This window comes from Streptomyces sp. NPDC003697, from assembly GCF_053587115.1.
On the sequence record NZ_JBSFNN010000019.1, the window covers coordinates 1 to 20,352 of the forward strand.

General features: G+C 75.5%; 19 protein-coding genes. 10 read left to right on the top strand and 9 right to left on the bottom strand.

Going from position 1 to position 20,352, the window contains the following annotated elements; all coding sequences use genetic code 11:
* Positions 1–516: 516 nt before the first annotated feature.
* On the bottom strand, positions 517–1,095 hold the full coding sequence (locus tag ACWDNY_RS10580; RefSeq protein WP_451645353.1) for a TetR/AcrR family transcriptional regulator: 579 nt from the start codon (positions 1,093–1,095) through the stop codon (positions 517–519).
* Positions 1,096–1,372: 277 nt separating this feature from the next.
* Here ACWDNY_RS10580 and ACWDNY_RS10585 point away from each other — a divergent pair, with 277 nt between their 5' ends.
* From ACWDNY_RS10585 to ACWDNY_RS10600, 4 genes are read left to right on the top strand one after another with little or no spacing between them, the layout of a single operon-like run.
* Entirely contained in the window at positions 1,373–1,927 is a 555-nt protein-coding gene (locus ACWDNY_RS10585) for a 2Fe-2S iron-sulfur cluster-binding protein (RefSeq protein WP_451645354.1), read from the top strand.
* A complete protein-coding gene (locus tag ACWDNY_RS10590; protein WP_451645355.1) occupies positions 1,924–2,916 on the top strand; it encodes an FAD binding domain-containing protein in 993 nt (330 codons plus the stop codon). The genes ACWDNY_RS10585 and ACWDNY_RS10590 overlap by 4 nt, the downstream gene beginning before the upstream one ends.
* Entirely contained in the window at positions 2,913–5,069 is a 2,157-nt protein-coding gene (locus tag ACWDNY_RS10595; RefSeq protein ID WP_451645356.1) for a xanthine dehydrogenase family protein molybdopterin-binding subunit, read from the top strand. The genes ACWDNY_RS10590 and ACWDNY_RS10595 overlap by 4 nt, the downstream gene beginning before the upstream one ends.
* Positions 5,062–6,201 carry an XdhC family protein gene (locus ACWDNY_RS10600; RefSeq protein WP_451645357.1) on the top strand — a complete coding sequence of 380 codons (1,140 nt, stop codon included), beginning with the start codon at positions 5,062–5,064 and terminating at the stop codon, positions 6,199–6,201. Before ACWDNY_RS10595 ends, ACWDNY_RS10600 begins: the two co-directional genes overlap by 8 nt.
* 280 nt (positions 6,202–6,481) lie before the next feature.
* Here ACWDNY_RS10600 and ACWDNY_RS10605 read toward each other — a convergent pair whose 3' ends face one another.
* A complete protein-coding gene (locus ACWDNY_RS10605) occupies positions 6,482–6,883 on the bottom strand; it encodes a DUF5997 family protein (protein WP_451645358.1) in 402 nt (133 codons plus the stop codon).
* 58 nt (positions 6,884–6,941) lie between these two features.
* Between ACWDNY_RS10605 and ACWDNY_RS10610 the strand changes: the two genes are divergently transcribed.
* Complete coding sequence (locus tag ACWDNY_RS10610) at positions 6,942–7,712, top strand: LysR substrate-binding domain-containing protein (protein WP_451645359.1); 771 nt, start codon at positions 6,942–6,944, stop codon at positions 7,710–7,712.
* 352 nt (positions 7,713–8,064) lie between these two features.
* Here ACWDNY_RS10610 and ACWDNY_RS10615 read toward each other — a convergent pair whose 3' ends face one another.
* Complete coding sequence (locus ACWDNY_RS10615) at positions 8,065–8,541, bottom strand: Lrp/AsnC family transcriptional regulator (protein ID WP_451645360.1); 477 nt, start codon at positions 8,539–8,541, stop codon at positions 8,065–8,067.
* 257 nt (positions 8,542–8,798) lie between these two features.
* Between ACWDNY_RS10615 and ACWDNY_RS10620 the strand changes: the two genes are divergently transcribed.
* Together ACWDNY_RS10620 and ACWDNY_RS10625 are read left to right on the top strand one after the other, a co-directional pair.
* Positions 8,799–10,298: an FUSC family protein gene (locus tag ACWDNY_RS10620; RefSeq protein WP_451645361.1), complete on the top strand. Its 1,500-nt coding sequence runs from the start codon at positions 8,799–8,801 to the stop codon at positions 10,296–10,298.
* 96 nt (positions 10,299–10,394) lie between these two features.
* Positions 10,395–11,435, top strand: coding sequence for a lactonase family protein (locus ACWDNY_RS10625; protein ID WP_451645363.1), 1,041 nt, complete (start codon positions 10,395–10,397; stop codon positions 11,433–11,435).
* Positions 11,436–11,521: 86 nt separating this feature from the next.
* Here the strand turns inward: ACWDNY_RS10625 and ACWDNY_RS10630 are convergent, their stop codons facing one another.
* The 4 genes from ACWDNY_RS10630 to ACWDNY_RS10645 form a co-directional block, all read right to left on the bottom strand.
* Entirely contained in the window at positions 11,522–12,445 is a 924-nt protein-coding gene (locus ACWDNY_RS10630) for a sirohydrochlorin chelatase (protein WP_451645364.1), read from the bottom strand.
* A gap of 184 nt (positions 12,446–12,629) precedes the next feature.
* The gene (locus ACWDNY_RS10635; protein WP_451645435.1) at positions 12,630–13,598 is read right to left on the bottom strand and encodes an N-acetylglucosamine kinase; all 969 of its coding nucleotides are present in this window, start codon (positions 13,596–13,598) and stop codon (positions 12,630–12,632) included.
* 56 nt (positions 13,599–13,654) lie between these two features.
* Positions 13,655–14,332, bottom strand: coding sequence for a uracil-DNA glycosylase (locus ACWDNY_RS10640; protein WP_451645365.1), 678 nt, complete (start codon positions 14,330–14,332; stop codon positions 13,655–13,657).
* A 119-nt stretch (positions 14,333–14,451) separates the two neighbouring features.
* On the bottom strand, positions 14,452–15,606 hold the full coding sequence (locus tag ACWDNY_RS10645) for a WD40/YVTN/BNR-like repeat-containing protein (protein ID WP_451645366.1): 1,155 nt from the start codon (positions 15,604–15,606) through the stop codon (positions 14,452–14,454).
* Between the two features lie 223 nt (positions 15,607–15,829).
* Between ACWDNY_RS10645 and ACWDNY_RS10650 the strand changes: the two genes are divergently transcribed.
* Positions 15,830–16,417 carry an Rv1733c family protein gene (locus ACWDNY_RS10650; protein ID WP_451645367.1) on the top strand — a complete coding sequence of 196 codons (588 nt, stop codon included), beginning with the start codon at positions 15,830–15,832 and terminating at the stop codon, positions 16,415–16,417.
* A gap of 164 nt (positions 16,418–16,581) precedes the next feature.
* Here the strand turns inward: ACWDNY_RS10650 and ACWDNY_RS10655 are convergent, their stop codons facing one another.
* Positions 16,582–18,306 (bottom strand): acyl-CoA dehydrogenase family protein, encoded by a 1,725-nt coding sequence (locus ACWDNY_RS10655; protein ID WP_451645368.1) that lies wholly within the window; start codon positions 18,304–18,306, stop codon positions 16,582–16,584.
* A 72-nt stretch (positions 18,307–18,378) separates the two neighbouring features.
* Here ACWDNY_RS10655 and ACWDNY_RS10660 point away from each other — a divergent pair, with 72 nt between their 5' ends.
* Complete coding sequence (locus ACWDNY_RS10660; protein WP_451645369.1) at positions 18,379–19,128, top strand: PaaX family transcriptional regulator C-terminal domain-containing protein; 750 nt, start codon at positions 18,379–18,381, stop codon at positions 19,126–19,128.
* A gap of 63 nt (positions 19,129–19,191) precedes the next feature.
* On the opposite strand, the gene ACWDNY_RS10665 is transcribed toward ACWDNY_RS10660, so the two are convergent.
* Entirely contained in the window at positions 19,192–19,353 is a 162-nt protein-coding gene (locus ACWDNY_RS10665) for a hypothetical protein (protein WP_451645370.1), read from the bottom strand.
* 429 nt (positions 19,354–19,782) lie between these two features.
* Between ACWDNY_RS10665 and ACWDNY_RS10670 the strand changes: the two genes are divergently transcribed.
* Positions 19,783–20,343, top strand: a complete 561-nt coding sequence (locus tag ACWDNY_RS10670) for a hypothetical protein (protein ID WP_451645371.1) — start codon at positions 19,783–19,785, stop codon at positions 20,341–20,343.
* Positions 20,344–20,352: the final 9 nt, after the last annotated feature.

A 20,352-nucleotide genomic window follows, 5' to 3' on the forward strand; every position in this document is an offset into this window, starting at 1 on the left:
CACGACGCTGGGCACCGGCCCCCGCCCCGGCCGGGGCCCACCGGGACGGTGCCTCACGCCCGCGTGCGACGACTCCCGCGGCCCCGGCCCCCGCCCATGGCGTGCCGTAGAACGATGCGAGCGGCTGATCCGGGCTCAGAGGACGGGGCAGCCGCACGCGTCGAGGCCCGGCCACGAGGTGGCCGGGCTCGTCTCCGCCGACCGAGGAACTTTCCATCTGCCTGGATGCGTTTCGGATGCGGTGCATCGCAAGGCGGAGGGTCGTCCTCATCAAGGACAACCCCGACCGCCAGGTACGGCTCGGCTTCCTGGGCTGACCGCCCGGGCCCCGGTCGACCCGGAGTGTGCCGCCCGGTCCCTGCCCGGTGCCGTCGCCGGCTTCGGTGTCCGCCCCCGCCGGCCGCGGCACGGGCGAGGCCGCCGCGGGATGGCACAGCGGCCGACGGTATCGGCCGCCACGGCAGCCACCGCCGTGACAGCCACCGCCACGGCGGCCGCCGCCCGGCGTGACGGGCCTCAGCGGCCCGGGGCCCCCGCGCGCAGGCCGTCCATGACCAGGTCCAGCAGTCGCGTGGCCCGCGGCCGCCAGTCGCCGTGGGGGTCGATCTGCCACAGTCCGGCGATGGCGAGAAAGAAGTCCTCCGCGGTCACCCCGGGGCGAATGGTGCCGGCCTCCTCGTTGGCGCGGAGCAGGAGCTCCGCGGCGGACAGCACCGGGGTGTGTCCCGGCTTCGCCGGGCCGCCGAGGGCGCGGGTGGCCTGGCGGATGGCGTCCGCCAGGCCCGCCTTGGCCATGGCGAACTGGGCCAGGCGGTCCATCCACTCCCGCAGCGCCCGGTCCGGTTGCCGGCTTTCCAGCAACGGCCGTGCGCTGTCGGCCACCTGCCGCATCTCGTAGCGGTACACCTCGAGGACCAGCGCCTCGCGGTTGGGGAAGTTGCGGTAGAACGTGCCCTGGCCGACGCCGGCCCTCTTGGCGATGACGCTGAGGGGCGCGTCCGCGCAGCGGGTCAGTTCGGCCAGCGCGGCTTCCAGGATGCGCTCGCGGTTGCGTTGCGCGTCCGAGCGCAGGGGCGCGTCCCTCTTCTGCTGCACCCGTCCTCCTCGCGGGCTCGTGGCCGAGACCGGTCTTGCTGAGCGGACAGCCGTCCGTTAGGTTTCTCGTAACGGACAGCTGTCCGGTTTTGGCTTCACCATACGGCGGACGCGGCCGGCTCGGGCAGCCGGGGCCGTCGCCCCGGCACGCCCGCCCCCGCATCCTGCCCGCTTCCGACATCCTTCGCCAGGTACAGCGCCATCTCCCGTCTCTTGCTTCGCCTGTCCGCCGGACGGTCCGCCGGGAACGTCCGGACACGTGAAAGAAGGCTGACCAATGGGCCGTTCGACGTCCAGCGCCATCACCTTGACCATCAACGGCGAGACATACCCGCTGTCCGTCGACCACCGCACCACCCTGCTCGACGCACTGCGCGAGCGCCTCGACCTGACCGGCACCAAGAAGGGGTGCGACCAGGGCCAGTGCGGTGCCTGCACCGTCCTGCTCGACGGGCGTCGGGCGGTGGCCTGCCTGCAGCTCGCGGTGGCGGCCGAGGGATGCGAGATCACCACCATCGAGGGCGTCGCCGAGGGCGAGCGGCTGCACCCGGTGCAGCAGGCGTTCCTCGACGCCGACGGCTACCAGTGCGGCTACTGCACGCCGGGGCAGATCTGTTCGGCCGTCGCGGTACTGGAGGAACACGCGGCCGGCTGGCCGAGCGCGGTCACCGGCGACCTCCGGCCCGAGGCGGGACCGCCACCCCTGAGCGCCGAGGAGATCCGTGAGCGGATGAGCGGCAACCTGTGCCGCTGCGGCGCCTACGTGTCCATCGTCGAGGCGGTCGCCCGGGCGGCCGCCGCGCAGCCGGCGGCCGAGGAGGCGGTGGCATGAGGGAGTTCGGCTACCAGCGGGCGGCCGACGTCTCCGGGGCCCTCGCGCTGCTGTCCGCCGACCCGGACGCGCGGTTCCTCGGCGGCGGCACCAACCTCGTCGACCTGATGAAGACCGGCGTGGAACGCCCCGCCCGGCTCGTCGACGTACGCCACCTGCCCCTGGACCGTGTCGAGCCCGCCGCGGACGGCGGCCTGCGCGTCGGCGCCACCGTCACCAACAGCGACCTGGCCGCCCACCCCGAGGTCCGCCGCCGCTACCCGGCCCTCGCCCAGGCGGTCCTGGCCGGTGCGTCCGGCCAGCTGCGCAACATGGCCACGGTCGGCGGGAACCTGCTCCAGCGCACCCGCTGCGGCTACTTCACCGACGTCACCCAGCCGTGCAACAAGCGCGTCCCCGGAAGTGGCTGTCCCGCCGTGGAGGGCGACCACCACAACCACGCCGTCCTCGGCGCGTCCCCGCACTGCGTGGCCGTACACCCCTCGGACATGGCCGTGGCGCTCACCGCCTTCGACGCCGTCGTCTCGTACCGGACGGCAGACGGACCGGGCGAGGTGCCGCTCACCGAGTTCTACCGGCCCGTGGGGGAGACCCCGCACCGGGAGACCGCCCTGCCGCCGGGCGCCCTGATCACCGGCGTCACCCTGCCGCCCGCCCCCGTCGCCGCCCGCTCCCGCTACCGGAAGGTGCGCGAGCGCGCCTCCTACGCGTTCGCGATCGGTTCGGTCGCCGCCGCGCTCGACATCCGGGACGGCGTCGTCCAGGAGGCCCGCGTGGCCCTCGGCGCCGTCGCCTCCCGGCCCTGGCGCGCCCGCGCCGCCGAACGGGTACTGACCGGGGCGTCCGCCGGTGCCGCGGCCTTCGCCGCGGCCGCCGACGCCGAACTGGCCGCGGCCGCGCCCCTGCCCCGCAACGGCTACAAGGTCGCCCTGATGCGCAACCTCCTGGTCGCCGTGCTGACCGAACTCGCCGAGGAGGCCACCCGATGACCACCGCCACCACCGCCACCACCGGCACGACCGGCGCCGCGTCGGCCACGGGCTCCGTCGGCAGCGCGCACACGCGCGTGGAGGGCCGCGACAAGGTCACCGGAGCGGCTCGCTACGCGGCGGAGATCCCGTTCGCCGGTCTCGCGCACGGCTGGCTGGTGCTGTCCACCGTCGCCCGGGGCCGCATCCGCTCGATCGGCGCCGAAGCCGTCCTCGGCATGCCGGGTGTGCTGGCCGTCCTCCACCACGGCAACGCCCCGCGCGTCGAGACCGACTTCGTGGGCCTGCTGGGCATCCCGCCCGACCCGACCGCCGCGGTCTTCCAGCACGACCGGGTGCCCCACCGGGGCTGGCCCGTGGCGCTGGTCGTCGCCGGGACCTCCGAACAGGCCAGGGAGGCCGCCGAGGCACTGGTGGTGCACTACGACGAGGAACCCCACGACGTCGCGTTCGCCGCCACCCGCCCCGACGCCCACACGGCCGGCGGCCACATGCCGGCCGTGACCGCCAAGGGCGACCTCGACGCCGCGCTCGCCGCGTCCGATGTGGTCGTCGACGCCGAGTACACCACCCCGGAGGAACACCACAGCCCGATGGAGCCCCACGCGGCGACGGCCCACTGGGACGGCGGCCGGCTCGAGGTCGTCGACTCCAACCAGGGCACCACCTGGGTCGCCGGCGAACTGGCGAAGATGTTCTCGCTGGACGCCTCCTCGGTGCGGGTGCGGTCCGAGCACGTCGGCGGCGGCTTCGGCAGCAAGGGACTGCGTGCCCACCAGGTGGCCGCCGTGATGGCCGCGACCGTCCTCCGGCGGCCCGTCCGCGTAGTGCTGACCCGGCGCCAGATGTTCACGCTCACCGGCTACCGCAGCCCCACGGCGCAGCGTGTCCGGCTCGGCGCGGACGCCGGCGGACGGCTGCGCGCCCTGGACCACCGCTCCCTCAGCCTCACCTCCACCGTGCACGAGTTCGTCGAGCCGAGCGCCGGAGTCGCACGGGTGATGTACGACGCCGACGCCCACCACACGGCCAACCGCGTGGTGCGCCTGGACGTGCCGACCCCCACGTGGATGCGTGCGCCGGGCGAGGCGCCGGGTTCGTTCGCGCTGGAGTCGGCGCTCGACGAACTCGCCGGGAAGTGCGGCCTCGACCCGATCGAGCTGCGGGCGCGCAACGACCCCGAGCGGGGCCCCGTGTCGGGTCTGCCGTTCACCGGCCGCAACCTGCTGCACTGCTTCCGGGAGGGCGCCCGCAGATTCGGCTGGGCCGAGCGGGACCCCCGTCCGGGTGTGCGGCGCGACGGGCGGTGGCTGCTCGGCACCGGCACGGCGGCGGCTTCCTTCCCCGCCGGTGCCGGCCCGTCGACGGCGGTCCTGACGGCCGAGGCGGACGGCACCTTCACGGTGCGGATCGCTGCCGCCGACATCGGCACCGGGGCACGCACCGCCCTCACCCTGGTGGCCGCCGACGCCCTCGCGACGACACCGGACCGGGTCCTGGTGCGGATCGGGGACAGCGACTTCGGGCCGGCGATGATCGCCGGCGGTTCGATGGGCACCCGTTCCTGGGCGTGGGCCGTGACGGCCGCCGCCCGCGAACTGCGGGAACGGCTCGCCCCGGGCGCCGTCGTCCCGCCCGGGGGCATCACGGTGCGGTCGGACACCTCGGCGGCCGTCGCCGCCCTGGCACAGCGCGAACGGCACTCGTTCGGCGCGCAGTTCGCCGAAGTGGCCGTGGACGTCACGACCGGCGAGGTGCGCGTGCGGCGCATGCTCGGCGTCTTCGCCGCGGGCCGGATCGTCAATCCGCTCACGGCACGAAGCCAGCTCGTCGGCGGCATGACCTGGGGCATCTCCATGGCCCTGCACGAGGAGGCGGTCCGCGACACCGCCTCCGGCGGGCACGTCGGCGCCGACCTCGCCGGCTACCACGTCGCCACGCACGCCGACGTCCCGCTTGTCGAGGCCGACTGGATCGACGACCCGGACCCCGACGACCCGGTCGGGTTCAAGGGCATCGGGGAGATCGGCATCGTGGGGGCGGCGGCGGCCATCGCCAACGCCGTCTGGCACGCGACCGGCGTCCGCCACCGGAATCTGCCCATCCGCCCCGACCGGGTCCTGTCGGCGGCCGCGGAGGGACGCGATGCTTGACCTCGCCCCGGAACTGGGGCGCTGGATGGAGGAGGGCCGCTCCTTCGCCGTCGCCACGGTCGTGGCCGTCTCCGGCAGCGCGCCGCGCGGACCCGGCGCGGCCCTCGCCGTCGCCGGCGACGGCACCGCGATCGGCTCGGTCTCCGGCGGCTGCGTCGAGGGGGCCGTGTACGACCTGTGCCTCCAGGCCCTCCAGGAGGGCACCCCCGTCCTCGAACGGTTCGGCTACAGCGACGAGGACGCCTTCGCCGTCGGGCTGACCTGCGGCGGGGTCATCGACATCCTGGTGACGCCCGTCCCCGCCGAGGAGCCCGCCCGGGCGGTACTCCGCTCGGCGGTGTCGAGGGCCGCCCGGGGTGAGCCGGTGGCCGTCGCCCGGGTGGCCCGGGGACCGGCCGAACTCCTCGGCCATGCCCTGGTCGTACGCCCCGACGGCGGACACGAGGGCGGGCTCGGCGGGCATCCGGAGCTGGACCGGACGGCGGCGGCCGAGTCCCGGGCCCTGCTGGAGGCCGGCCGCAGCGGCACGGTGGAACTCTCCGCGGACGGGTCGCACTGCCGCGGCGGCCTCACGCTGCTCGTCGAGTCGAGCCTGCCGCCTCCCCGGATGATCGTCTTCGGCGCGATCGACTTCGCCGCCGCCCTCGTGCGGGCGGGCAGGTTCCTCGGCTACCACGTGACCGTGTGCGACGCCCGCCCCGTCTTCGCCACGCGGGCCCGGTTCCCCGAGGCGGACGAGGTCGTGTGCGACTGGCCGCACCGCTACCTGCGGCGCACCGCGACCGACGGGCGCACGGTGCTGTGCGTGCTCACCCACGACGCCAAGTTCGACGTCCCCCTGCTGACGGCCGCCCTGCGGATGCCGGTCGCGTACGTCGGCGCGATGGGTTCCCGCCGCACCCATGCGGACCGCGACCGGCGGCTGCGCGACGCCGGCCTGGGCGAGCGCGAACTGGCCCGGCTGCGGTCGCCGATCGGCCTGGACCTCGGCGCCCGTACACCGGAGGAGACGGCCCTGTCGATCGCCGCGGAGATCGTCGCGGCCCGGCGCGGCGGAACGGGTCTGCCGCTGACCGGGTCCGGGGCGCCGATCCACCGTGACGCGGAACGCGGCGGCGTGGTGGCCGTCTGACGGCCGGAGGTGCGCCCAGGGCACGGGCGCGCCCGGGAGGCGGCGGCAGGCGTTGCCGGCTCCCGGGTGCGAGGCCGGGAGCGAGGAGAGCGAAGGGAGCACTCAGGGGGTCCGGCGGATCATGCCGGAGACGCCCCTCTGCGGCGTTGTCCATGGCCGGGCCTGGCCGCCCCGCCCGGCAGTCGCCGGGATCGGTTCGCGTGGCTCCTCGGGAGCGGTGACCGGGAACGCGGGGCGGACCCTCAGGGCGTTGCGGCCCGGTGTACGGCCGCCGCGGCGGTCAGGACTGCCGGCCGTCCTGCTCGGCGCGCTCGGCGTTGCGCTTCTTCAGGCGCGCCGCCTCCTTGCGGACCTCGGCCTGGGTGGCGCGCTCCTTCTGCAGCCATTCCGGGGCGTCCTTCTTCAGGTCCTCGATCTGCTCCGTGGTGAGCGGCTCGGTGACCCCGCCGCGGGCCAGACCGGCGATGGAGACGCCCAGCTTGGCCGCGACCACCGGGCGGGGGTGGGGGCCGTTGCGTCGCAGCTCCCGAAGCCACTCGGGCGGATTCGCCTGGAGCTCGTCGAGCTCGGCACGCGAGACGACGCCCTCCTGGAACTCGGTGGGGGTGGCGGGGAGGTACACACCCAGCTTCTTCGCCGCGGTGGCGGGCTTCATCGTCTGGGCGGTCTGGTGCGACTTCATGGTGTCCAGACTATCGACCGCGCGCGGGTGGTCCGACCACGCCGGGTAACCTGGCGGGGTGACAGGCTCGGAAGCATCCCCATCGTTCCGGCTGGCGTACGTCCCCGGGGTGATGCCCGCCAAGTGGGTGCGGATCTGGAACGAACGCCTGCCCGACGTCCCCCTGGACCTCATGCAGGTCACGGCCGGCGACGCCTCCGGCGTGCTGCGCCGCGGCGAGGCGGACGCGGGGATCGTACGGCTGCCGGTGGACCGTTCGTACTTCCACGCGATCCCCCTCTACACCGAGACGACGGTGGTCGTGGTGCCCAGGGACCACCTGGTGACCGCGGCGGAGGAGGTGTCGCTGGACGACCTCGCCGACGAGATCGTCCTGCACCCCCTCGACGACGTCCTCGGCTGGGAGCGGCCACCCGGCCTGCCCGCCTTCGAGCGCCCCGCCACCACGGCGGACGCGATCGAGCTCGTGGCGGCGGGCGTGGGAGTGCTCGTCGTCCCCCAGTCCCTGGCCCGCCTGCACCACCGCAGGGACCTCACCTACCGGCCGGTGGCGGACGCCCCGCAGTCCGGTGTGGCGCTGTCGTGGCCCGAGGAGGCGACCACCGGCCTGGTGGAGGACTTCATCGGCATCGTCCGGGGCCGGTCGGTCAACAGCACCCGGGGCCGAAGCCGGACCCAGCAGGCCGCGCCGGAGACCGCGCGCAAGCGTTCCGACGCGGCCGACACCCGGCGCCAGGCCTCGGCGGGCGGGACGGCGGGCCGCAAGGCGCGCGGCGGCTCCGACCCCACCAGGGCCGGCCGGCGCGGACGCCCCCGCCGCCGTTCGTGACCGCCCCGGAAGGCCGGTGGAGTCTCCCCGCGAGTCCGGTGCGCCGCGGGCGGGCGGTCCGGCGCCGGGCGAGGCCGCTCTCGGCCGGTTCGCCGGCGTGCGCCGCCCCGCACGGCCGGCTGCCGCGCCGTTGACCGGGCGAGTCGGTGGGCGCCCACCGGAGAGGCCTGCCCCTCAAGAGGCTCAGTGACGTGTCCCGACCGGCGGAACCGCTCGCCCGCGGCCGGTGGGGTGCGCCGACCGGCGCGGGGCCGTTCACCCGCGGCCGGTCCGCCGATGGCCGCTCACCTGCGGCCGGTGCGCCGATTGGCCTTCCGCAGGACCGGGCCCGCCGCCGCGGACGTCGGGCAGGTCATCTTCCGGCCGTACGCCCGACCGACTCCACCAGCGGCAGCAACCGGTGCGCGACGCGCTCGCGCAGCGCCACCTCCGTGCGGGTGCGCACCACGCCCGGCAGGCTGATGAGCTTCTGGATGACGTCCTCCAGATGGGCGTTGTCACGCGCGACGACCCGCGTCAGCAGGTCCCCGCCCCCGGTGATGGAGAACGCCTCGACGATCTCGGGCACCCCGGCCAGCGCGTCGCCCACGTCGTCCAGGTGGCCCTGGGTGACCTCGATGTGCACGAACGCGAGCACCGGGTGCCCCAGGGCGGCCGGGGAGAGGCTCGGGCCGGTGCCGGTGATCACGCCGTCCCGTTCGAGACGGTCGAGCCGCGCCTGGAGCGTGCCGCGGGCGACCCCGAGGATGCGGGCGTACTCGCGCACGCTCGTGCGCGGCCGCTCCAGCAGCAGCCGCAGGATGCGCGTGTCGAGCTCGTCCACGGCCATGGCGGTACCGGCCTCCTCATCGGTCGTGATCGCTACGACCGTACCAATGGCCCAGACGGGTCGCGTTCGGGTAGGCCACGGCCGGCACTCCATTGGCCTCTCACCGGCCACTCTTCCTGGTCCGTCGCTGTGCCAATGGCCCACCCGTGAACGACACACTTGAGCCATCGCCGGCAGTGATGCTGTGATGGAGGCGTCGATGGCGCTGCGGATCCCGCGGCGCCTTTTTCGTGCCGTTGCGAAGGGGGCAGTGCGCAGTGCTGAAGAGGGTGTTCGTGGCTCCGGACCCGGGGCGGGCGCGACTGCGCTTCGCCGCCCGGGCCGTCCTCGGCATCGGGACGGCGGTCGCCGTCTGCGGCCTGGCGGGCTTCTCGCTCCGGGGTGCCGTCACCGGCGGGCTCGCCGCGTTGCTGGCCCTGTTCACGGTCGCCGACTCCACGGTCCGCGGCCAGGCGGTCACCACCGCGCTGCTGCCGGTCGTCGGTCTGCCCGTCCTGGCCGCCGCCGCGGAGCTGCACGCCCATCCCTTGGCGCGGGACGCGGCCCTGCTCGCCGTGGTGGGCGTGGGCGTCCACGCGCGCCGCTGGGGGCCGCGCGGCCACAGCCTGGGCGTCTTCGCGTTCATGACCTTCTTCGTGGCGCAGTTCCTGCAAGCCACTGCCGAGCGGCTGCCCGAGCTGTCCGCGGCCGTCGTGCTGTCGGTGCTCAGCGCGGCAGCCGTGCGGTTCGGACTGTGGTGCTACGAGCGCGGACTCCCCCCGGCCGCTGTGCCCGCCCCGCCCGGCGGTACCGGTCTCGCCCGCGTGGCCACCCGGCAGGCCGTGCAGGCGGTCGGCGGCTCCACCTTCGCCCTCGCCGTGGGCCAGCTGGTGTCGGGGGAGCGCTGGTACTGGGCCGTCGGCGCCACCTGGTGGATCTTCGTCAACACCGTCTCACGCGGGGAGACCCTGGTGCGCGGCTTCCGCCGGGTCCTCGGCACGCTGATCGGGATCGGGCTCGGCGTCCTTGCCGCCGTCCCGCTGCACGGGGCAGCGGTGCCCACCGCCGTCCTCGCCGCGGTGTGCGTGTTCGGCATCTTCTACACGGCCGCCGTGTCGTACACCTGGATGATGCTCTGGGTGACGCTGCTCGCGGAGTCGCTCTACGGCCTCCTCGGCGTGCTGAGCCCCGGGCTGCTCGCGCTGCGGCTCGCGGAGACCGGCGTCGGTGCGCTCGGCGCGGCGCTGGCGGTCCTCCTCGTCCTGCCGGTGACCACGCACGCCGTCACCGACGTCTGGATCCAGCGCGCCCTGCGCTGCGTCCACGCGTGCACCGCCGAGGCGGCCGCCCGGCTCGCGGGCGTTCCGGACGCCGACCCGGCACCGCTCGTGACCGAACTGGAGCAGCTGCTCGGCCGGGTGCGGCTGTCCGTCGCCCCGCTCGTGCACCCGCTGAGCCCGGCGCTCGGCCGCAAGCGGCGCGCCCGCCGGGTGCTCGGCCTGCTCGACGACTGCGCCCGGGAGATCCGCGGCCTCGTGGCTGTCGCCGCCGACCCCGAGGCCTCCCACGACGCCCGCCTGGCCGCCGCCTGCCGGCGGGTGGAGGCCGCGGTGGAGGCGCTCACCGCCGACCGTCCCGAGCAGGCGGGGGCGGCGGCCGCCCGGCCGTCGTCGGTGACGGAGCCCGCGCTCGCCCATCTGCACGGGCTGGAGCGGGCCCTGGCGGAGCTCGCCGGGCCCCTCTGCGCACCCTCGCGGCCTCCGCTGGTCGGCGCCTGACGCGCACATCGGCCACGGCACGCACCCCGCTTGGTCTAGACCTGGCGTGTCCGGCTGCTACCGTCGCCCGGACGGCACGACCGAGAGGGGACTGCGGTGGCGAACGGCGACAGACGGCCGGAGCGGGCGTTCATCGGATCGTTCACGGCCGCGGGCGGGCCCGGCGTCGTCACCGCGGCGGTGGCCGCGCACGGTGGCGCGCTGACCGTGCTGAGCAGCGCCGGCCAGCTCCGTGACCCGTCCTACCTGGCCCTGTCGCCCGACGGCGGAACGCTGTACGCGGTGAGCGAGACGGCCGAGGGTGCGGTGGCCGCCTACCGGGTGAAGGACGACACCCTCGAACCGACCGGTCCGCCGGTGCGGGTCGGTGGCAGCGGTCCCACCCATCTGAGCCTGTTCGACGGGCATGTGCTCACCGCCAACTACGGCTCCGGCAGCGTCACGGCCGTCCCCGTCCGCTCCGACGGGCGCCTCGCCCACGCCCCCTCCGACGTGCTCCGGCACACCGGTTCCGGCCCGCACGAGCGACGCCAGCGCGGTCCGCACGCCCACCAGGTGCAGCCCGACCCGACCGGCAGCTGGGCCGTCAGCGTCGACCTGGGCACGGACTCGGTGCGGGTGTGCACCCTCACGGACGGCGCGTTCCGGCTGCATCGGGAGATCGCCCTGCGCCCCGGCTCCGGGCCCCGGCACATGGCCTTCCATCCCGACGGCGAGCACGCCTACGTCGTCAACGAGCTCACCCCCTCCGTCACCGTCTGCCACTGGGACCCGGTGGCCGGTGCGCTGGAGCCGCTGACCGAGACGCCGGTGCTGCCGGACGCGCCGGCCGGGGACGCCTACCCCTCCGGCGTCGTCGTCGCTCCCGACGGCCGCTTCCTGTGGACCGCGACGCGCGGCGACGACGTCCTGTCCGTCTTCGCGGTGGAGGCAGGCGGGGAGCGGCTGCGACTGCTGGGAACCGTCCCGTGCGGGGGTCACTGGCCGCGCGCCCTGACCCTCTTCGACGGCCGCCTCTACGTCGCCAACGAGCGTTCCGGGGACGTGACCTGGTTCCTCGTGGACCCGCGGACGGGTCTGCCGCGCCGTGCGGGTGCCGTCGGCGTGCCGGCGGCGTCCTGCGTGGTGTTCGGCTGAGCCCTCACGGCCCCCGCGCGGCGGCGCGAGGGGCCCGCTCCGAGGTGTGCGGAGCGGGCCCCTGGGCGTGCGGGTGACACGGACGCTCAGCGCACCGGGGTGCCCTGCGCCTGCTGCGGGGCGATGCCCAGCGCCGTCGTGTACTTGGCCAGGGCGAGCTTGCCGATGGCCGGGTAGGGGCCGAGTGCCTCGGCGGCGGCGCAGCCCACCTCCTCGGCGGCCGCGGCGACCAGCTCGGCGTCGATTTCCGGGCCGATCAGGTACGGCGCCAGGGCCAGCTGCTGGGAACCGGCGGAACGCAGCTGCTCGGCGACGTTCGCGATCGAGCCGTCCTGGTCCAGGGCGGCCGCCATGACCGGGACGGCGAGGCGTGCGGCGAGCAGCATGCCGGTGATCCCGGCGGCCTGCACGGCCTCCTCGCCGCCCACGGAGGCGAGGATGATGCCGTCGGCGGCGGTCGCCACCGTGAACAGGCGGGCGCGGTCGGCGCGGGCCAGGCCCGCCTCGGACAGCCGCACGTGCAGCGCCTCGGCGAGCAGCGGGTGCGGGCCGAGGACGTCGGTCAGCTCGGCGGCGACCCGGCTCTCCATGACGGCCTGGCGGACCTGGCGCAGCAGGGCGCTGTCCGGGCCGGCCAGCAACGGCACCACGACGGCGACGGGGCCCTCGGGCGCCTTGGTCTCCACGCCGGCGGCCACCGCCTGCTCGTAGCGGGCGGTGCGTTCCTCGGCGGTGCGCGAGAGCACGGACTGCAGCGAGGGGTGGTCGGCGTCGTCCCCGTCCAGGTACCCGATCCGCGCGTCGAGGCCGGGGAGCTCGGAGCGCGCGATGCTCACGACCTCCTCGGCGAGGCTGCGCGTGGCGGTGCCGGGCGTGCCCGGCACCGCGAGGACGAGCGCGGGCGCGCCCTCGGGAGCCGCCAACGGTTCCGGTCGGCGGTGCCGTCCGGGCTGGCGGGGGCGCGGCATTCGTACTGGCAGGCCGGACGCGGGCCCAGTGGGGGAGCTCATGGCGTCGCATGTTACTGGCTTTCGGGGTTCCTCTGTTCGGGGAGGGTGCAGGTGAGCGGTATGCGTCCCCTTTTGTCTGATGAGTTACGTACGGGTTCGTGTCGATCGGTGCCCGGAACGGGACGCGGGGTGACAACTCGCGCGGCACACGGGGTACTTGTCCGGCACGTACGGATTGCGAGGATCAGTCCGCTCGGGGTGTCGTGACGTGCAGCATCATCTCGTCGGCCGGCAGGGCGAGGGTGCCGCCGGCGAGGTCGGCGGCGATCCGAACCGCACCGTGCAGCGGGTCGCCCTGGGCGGGCACCCGCAGCGCGTGCGGCAGCCGCCGGGCCAGTTCCTCCTCCAGCGCGAGCAGGAGCGGGTCGCCCATCGTGAACAGGCCACCGGTGAGGGCGATCCGGGGTTCGCCGACGGGCGGGCAGACCGCGGCGGCCGACTCGGCCATGTGCCGTGCCGCCGCGCGCAGGATGCCCGCGGCGACGGGGTCGCCCGAGGCGCAGGCGGCGACCCGGGGTGCGAAGGAGGCCAGGACGGCGGCGCGGTCGGAACGCGGGTAGAGCCTGCCGGGAAGGGCGGACATCGCCCCGAACTCCTCCACGGCACAGGCCAGCAGAGCGGCCGAACCGCCGTCGCGCCCGTCGTGCGCGCGCAGCGCGGCCTCCAGGCCGGCCCGCCCGATCCACGCCCCGCTGCCGCAGTCGCCGAGCAGATGACCCCACCCGTCCGCGCGGCGCCAGCCCGTCAGATCGGTGCCGATCGCGATCAGGCCGGTGCCGGCCGCGACCACGGCACCGGGCCGCGCGCCCAGGGCGCCGGCGTAGGCGGTGACGGCGTCGGCGGCGAGCGCGACCGTCCGCACGCCGAACTCCCGCGCCAGGGCGCCGGGCAGCTCGGCCCGCAGCGCGTCCCCCAGGGTGGCGAACCCGGCGGCCCCGACGACCGCCGTGGCCGGGCGCCGGACCCCCGTCTCCTCCGTGAGCGCCCTGAGGATGGGCACCAGTTGCGCCATCAGATGCCCAGGGTCGATCCCCCGGGCACCGGTGCGCACCGGCTCGCCGGAGTCCCGTCGCGCCAGCGGGCCGCGTCCGGCCGTGCCGACGACCACGCGGAGACCGGAGCCGCCCGAGTCCACGGCGAGGAAGCCCGACACCTCGGCGGCGTCCCACTGGCCCGCCGCCCCCTCGTCCCGGGCGCCCTGGCGCGAGGTCACGGCAGGCGCCAGTCCACCGGCTGTCCGCCCAGCCCGATCAGCAGGTCGTTGGCGCGGCTGAACGGACGGGAGCCGAAGAAGCCGCGGTCGGCCGACATGGGGGAGGGGTGGGCGGACTCGACCGAGGGCAGCTCGCCGAGGAGCGGGCGCAGGTTGCGGGCGTCCCGCCCCCACAGGATCGACACCAGAGGCTTGCCCCGCGCCGCCAGGGCGCGTATGGCCTGCTCGGTGACCTCCTCCCAGCCCTTGCCGCGGTGGGCGCCCGGCCGGCGCGGTGCGGTGGTCAGCGCCCTGTTGAGCAGCAGCACCCCCTGCTTCGTCCACGGCGTCAGATCGCCGTTGGACGGCTGGGGCAGTCCCAGGTCGCTGTTCAGCTCGCGGAAGATGTTGATCAGGCTGCCCGGCAGCGGGCGCACGTCGGGCGCCACCGAGAACGACAGCCCCACCGCGTGCCCGGGGGTCGGGTACGGGTCCTGCCCGACGATCAGGACCCGTACGTCGTCGAACGGCTGCTGGAACGCCCGCAGGACGTTCTGTCCGGCGGGGAGGTAGGTGCGCCCGGCGGCGATCTCCGCGCGCAGGAAGTCGCCCATCCCGGCGATCCTTCCGGCGACGGGTTCGAGGGCTTTCGCCCAGCCGGGTTCGACGATCTCGTGCAAGGGTCGTGGTGCCACGGCCGTCACCCTACTGCCGCGCGCGGGGTGGCGATCAAGCGGCGGTCCGAGCCCGGCCGGGGACGGCCGGGGGCCGGGCAGCGCGTGAACCGGCCCCGCGGCACGGCGGGTTGGCGTGCTCAACCGATCACCGCGGCCCGTACGCAGAGCACGTCCGGCAGATGGGAGGCGAGCTGCTGCCAGCTGTCGCCGTCGTCCGCCGACGCGTACACCTCGCCGTTGCGGTTGCCGAAGTACACTCCCGCCGGGTCGGCGTCGTCGGTGCACAGGGCGTCCCGCAGCACGGTGCCGTAGTGGTCCTCCTGCGGCAGGCCGGCCGCGAGCGGTTCCCAGCTCTTGCCGGCGTCCGCCGTCCGGAAGACGCGGCACCGGTGGCCGGCGGGCACCCGGTCGGCGTCCGCGTTGATCGGGAAGACGTACGCCGTGTCGCCGCGGTGCGGGTGGGCGGCCGCCGCGAAGCCGAACGTCGACGGCAGCCCCTCGCCGATGTCCGTCCAGTGCGCCCCCGCGTCGTCGCTGCGGTACACGCCCCAGTGGTTCTGCAGGTACAGCCGGTCGGGGTTCGCCGCGTCCCGCGCGACCTTGTGGACGCACTGGCCGAACTCGGGATGGGGATCCGGCAGGAACACGGCGGCCACACCGGAGTTGGACGGGGTCCAGCTCCCCCCGCCGTCCGTGGTGCGGAACACCCCGGCGGTGGAGACGGCGACCGTGACGGCCCGCGGATCGCGGCGGTCGGTCAGCACCGTGTGCAGACCCTCACCGCCGCCGCCGGGCACCCACGAGGACCGGGTGGGGTGCTCCCAGAGCGGCCGGACCAGTTCGAAGCTCTCTCCGCGGTCCTCGGAGCGGTACAGGGCGGCCGGTTCCGTGCCCGCGTAGACCACGTCCGGCTCGGCCGCCGCGGGGTGCAGCTGCCACACCCGCTCCAGCGAGGCGCCCGTGTCCTTGGGGAATCTGACGGCCGGCTGCGCCGGTTCCGTCCAGGTGCGGCCCAGGTCGTCGGAGTGGAAGACGGACGGCCCCCAGTGCGAGCTGTCCCCGCCCGCCAGCAGCCGCGGGGTGGCGCCGCGCGTGTCGAGGGCGACCGAGTAGACCGCCTGTGCGTTGAAGTGGGCACTGTCGTCGAACTTCCACGATCCGCCTCGCCGCCGGCCGATGAACAGGCCCTTTCGTGTTCCTACGGCGAGCAGTACCTCGGTCATGCCGATCACCTCCGTGACGTCTTCGTCGACGTCCTCGTCTCGGACACGGGTCAGTCTGCACCCCTGCACTGACAGTCACCCTTGGTACGGCATCGGCCCAGGCCGGCGCGGTGATGTCGGTGCCGCGCGGTGCGTCGGGCCCGCTCGCGCGCACCGCGCCGGGCACCGCGGGGCGGGCCGGGACGGCCATGGGCGGGCGAAGCCGGGGAAGACGACGTGAGCATCGCGGAGGCGTCCCCCGTATGGGAGGGCGGTCCGGCATGTCCGTGCACTCGTGAGGAAGGTGCCTGCGATGGCGTTCCGTGGTCCGGAGGTGTGGCTGTGGCGGTGGCGCCGCAATCCGCTCAAGCGCCGCGCCGACGCGGTGGAAGCCTGGATCGTGCTCGGTGCCTGGGTGTTCACCGTCCTCGCCGGGTTGTCGGCCGGCGTGACGGCGATGCGGGCCGTGGAGCACGAACTGGCCCGCGAGCGTGCCGAATGGCGGCCCACGGCGGCCGTCGTGGAAGCTCCCGGCCCGCCCGCGGCGGGGCAGGGCAACGGCCGGGGGGCCGACGCCTCGCGGGCCTGGAGGAGGGTGCGCTGGACCGCGGCGGACGGCACCCCCCGCACCGGTCAGGTCCCGGTGCGGCCGGGCAGCGCGGCCGGTAGCCGGGTCACCGTCTGGACGGACACCCGGGGCCGGCTGGTGACCCGGCCGGCCACCGCCGCCCAGGCCCGTACGCGGGCCGCCGTGGTCGGCGGCCTGGTCGGACTGAGCACCGGTGCCGTCCCCTTCGTCGTCGGCCGCCTGCTCCGCGACCGACTGGAACGGGCTCGCATGCGGCAGTGGGACGCCGAATGGGCCCGGTTCGGCCCGATGTGGAGCCGCGAGACCTGGTGACCCGCCCCGGCGTGCCGTCGGCCGTGAGGCCCCGGCCGTCACGTGGTGAACCTCTTGCGGGCCGTCCCGCGCACGGGTGCGCCCGGGCGGCGCCGGCCGCGCCCACCGCCGCGGGCTCCCGGGCGCGGAAGCCGTCGCGGCACTCCGCTCCCGAGGGCCGCGGGTCACACCGCCGGCAGCGCCCGCTCAAGGATCGCGTCGACGTCCGCTGCCGCGGGCAGCGTGCCGAAGGCGTGACCCCAGTCGCCGCCGAGACGGGTCGCGCAGAAGGCGTCCGCGACGGCGGGCGGGGCGTGGCGGACCAGGAGGGAGCCCTGGAGGGTCAGCGCCATCAGCTCCACCAGGCGGCGCGCGCCCGCCGGTGAGCCCTCGGCCAGGCATCCCTCGAGGCGGATGACGGCCGCGTCCAGGCGCGCGTCGGCGCCCCGGGCGGGCGCCAGTTCGGTGAAGAACGCCTCCGCCGTGCCGGGGTCGCGGCTGAGGGCCCGCAGCACGTCGAGGGCGTTGACGTTGCCCGAGCCCTCCCAGATCGACAGCAGGGGAGCCTCACGGTAGTGCCGGGGCATGCCCGAGTCCTCCACGTAGCCGTTGCCGCCCAGACACTCCAGGGCCTCCGCGGTGAAGGCCGGGCCCCGCTTGGTGACCCAGTACTTGCCGACGGCCGTGGCGATCCGCCGGAAGGCGGCCTCCGTACCCCCGCCGTCGTCCCCGCGCGCCGCCCGGTCGGCGGCGCCGGCCAGCCGCAGCGTGAGCGTGGTCGCGGCCTCCGACTCCAGGGCGAGGTCGGCCAGCACGTTGCGCATGAGCGGCTGGTCCACCAGCGCGGCGCCGAACGCCCGGCGGTGACGTACGTGGTGTCCCGCCTCGACGAGGGTCTTGCGCATCAGCGTCGCCGACGACATGACGCAGTCCAGCCGCGTGCAGTTGACCATCTCGATGATCGTCTTGACGCCCTGGCCCTCCGCGCCGACCAGCCAGGCCACGGTTCCGTCGAACTCCGGCTCGGACGAGGCGTTGGACCGGTTGCCCAGCTTGTCCTTCAGCCGCTGGATGCGGAAGGTGTTGCGGCTGCCGTCGGGCAGCACGCGCGGCACCAGGAAACAGGACAGCCCGCCGGGGGCCTGCGCGAGCACCAGGAACACGTCGCACATGGGCGCCGACGTGAACCACTTGTGCCCACGCAGGGTGTACACGCCGGACTCGGCGGTGGGCGCGGCCGTCGTCGTGTTGGTCCGTACGTCGGAGCCGCCCTGTTTCTCGGTCATCCCCATGCCGGCGAGCAGACCCGCTTTCTCGGCCGGCGCCCGCAGGCCCGGCTCGTAGACACGGCTGGTCAGCAACGGCTCGTACACGGCCGCCAGTTCGGGCTGCCTGCGCAGCGCGGGGACGGCCGCGTACGTCATCGACGTCGGGCAGCCGTGCCCGGCCTCGGTGTGCCCCCACACCAGCCCGCCCGCGGTGCGGGCGACGTGCGCGCCGGGCCGGTCGTCCGCCCAGGGAGCACCGGCCAGCCCCTCGGCGACCGCGACGCGCATCAGGTGGTGCCAGCTGGGGTGGAAGTCGACCTCGTCGACCCGGTTGCCGTAGCGGTCGTGGGTGCGCAGCTCAGGCTCGTGCCGGTTGGCCAGCTCACCCCACTCCTGCGCCTGCGCGCTGCCGGCCAGCAGACCGACCCGCCGGACGTCGTCCTCGGCCCATCCGGCGCCCTCGCGGCGCAGGCCCTCCAGCAGGGCCGCGTCCTCGGACGCATCGTAGGGGGCCAGGGGAGGGGCCTGGTTGGTGACGTCGTGCGTGGCGTACGGGCGCTCCGGCTCCCACGGTTGCTCGTGGCGGGGCTGGTCCTGCCGCTCCTGCCGTGCCTGCTGGTCGTGCGCGAGTGTCGAGGCCATGCGCGCAGTGTTGCACTTTCTCTGCGGCCGCAGCAATGGTGCAACATGCCGGAGTCCGTACAGTACGTGACCATGAACCATTCCGGGGAGCCCGTGGCGGTCGGCCTGCGGCCGCTGTCCGCGCGGTCGGTCGTCCTGAGCCTGCTGCTGGGCACACACCCGCCCGAGCTGCCGGTCAGGGACCTGGTGCGCGCCGTCGAGCCCTTCGGCATCGGCGGCTCCGCCCTGCGGGCCGCGCTGAGCCGCATGGTGGCGGCGGGGGACCTGCGGCGCTCCGACTCCGTCTACCGCCTCAGCGACCGGCTGCTGGAGCGGCAGCGGCGGCAGGACGCGGCCGTGCAGCCCGGGACCCTGCCGTGGAACGGCGAGTGGGAGATGGCCGTCGTGACGGTGACCGGCCGCGGTCCGGCCCAGCGCGCCGATCTGCGGGCCCGGCTCACCGCCCTGCGGCTCGCCGAACTGCGGGAGGGCGTCTGGCTGCGCCCCGCCAATCTGCGCCGGCCCTGGCCCGGTGACCTCGACGGCGTGGTTCGGCCGTTCACCGCCCGCCCCGCGGAGCCGGCCCACGACCTCGCCGCGCGCCTGTGGCCGCTCGAGGCCTGGGAGCGCACGGCCAGGGCTCTGCTCGCCCATGTCGCGCGGGCGGAGCAGCCGGCCGAGCACTTCACCGCCCTGGCGGCGGTCGTCCGGCACCTGCTGGCCGACCCCGTACTGCCCGTCGAGCTCCTGCCCGCCGACTGGCCCGGACCGGCCCTGCGGACCCTCTACGCGGACCACCGGCAACGGTTGACGGAGCGGACCCTGGGGCGCGCCGGACGATGAGGGACGGCGACCGCCCGACTGCCGGTCGGGCCCCGTCGGTGCGGCCGCCGTCTCGGGGTGGCGTCAGCGGTAGGTGACGTCGGACCTCGCGTACTTGCAGTTGGTGCCGTCCGCGCCCGCACCGTTCTTGGCCGGCTCCGCGCCCGTGTTGTTGCCGGTGCGCTGCCGGCAGGGCACGATCTTCCGGACGGAGTCGCCCGGGACAGTGCTGTTCCATCCGGCCACCGGGTAAGCCCGGGTGCGCGCTGTCCGGCCCGGGCGGCGCGCTCCGTCGAGGCGATGCCCATGCCGCCGTCCTGAGCGTGCGGCTGAACCGGACCGGCCGGCACCCACCGGCCCCCGGTCACCGCTCGTGTCCCGCCCGCTCGCCTCGCCGTGACGGCGTTCCCTCGGACCGCCCCGGTCCGGTGGCGCGGCCGTGCCCTGCCTCGCGGGCCGGGCTCATCGCCCACGGGCTCGCGAGACGCCGTCGGGCCGGGGCCGCCGTGAGGGACCTGTTCCCGGCCGGCGCCGCCCCGCCGCGGCGGCCGCGGCGGGCCGTGTCCGGGTGGCGGGGGCGCTCCCCGTGACGTTCCCTGGGAAGGACGGGTGGCCAGTGTGGAACGGGGGCACCCGGCGGGCGGGAAAGCGATTCCACCGAAGGCGAGGGACATCATGGCTGAGCAGAAGTCGTCGTCGGGTCTTGCGGCGCCGCTGCACAGCGCGGCCTCGGTGCTGCGGAAGGTGCCCGGCGCCGGCCCGGTGGGCAGGGCCGCGCAGGGAACGCTGGACAAGGTCGGTGCCATCTCGCCCCGCGGCCGGCGGATTGCCGTGTACACGGGGGCGGGAGTGCTGGGCGTCACCGGCGTGGTCGAGTGGCCCGTCGCCCTGACCGGCGCCGCGGTGGCCTGGCTCACCCGGCCCCGGCCCGAAGAGACCGGGAACGGCGGGAAGCGGGCGGTGGCCGAGGACACCGCCGCCCCGCACCGGATCCCGGTGGAGGGCGCCGACGTGACGGGCCGGGACGCCCAGGACATGACGACTGGCGCGCCCACGCACGACACCACCGGCGCGAGCCGTGACGTCGGCACGGCGGAGCCGGCCGAGACCCAGGAGGCCAAGGAGACGGGGCAGACGCACCGGTCGTCCGCGGAGGGGGAGGGCAAGCCGCCGCAGGGCAGGGCGTCCACAGGACCGCTCGGCCCGACGGCGCGACCCGGCCGCACCACCCTCTGAGGGCGCTCC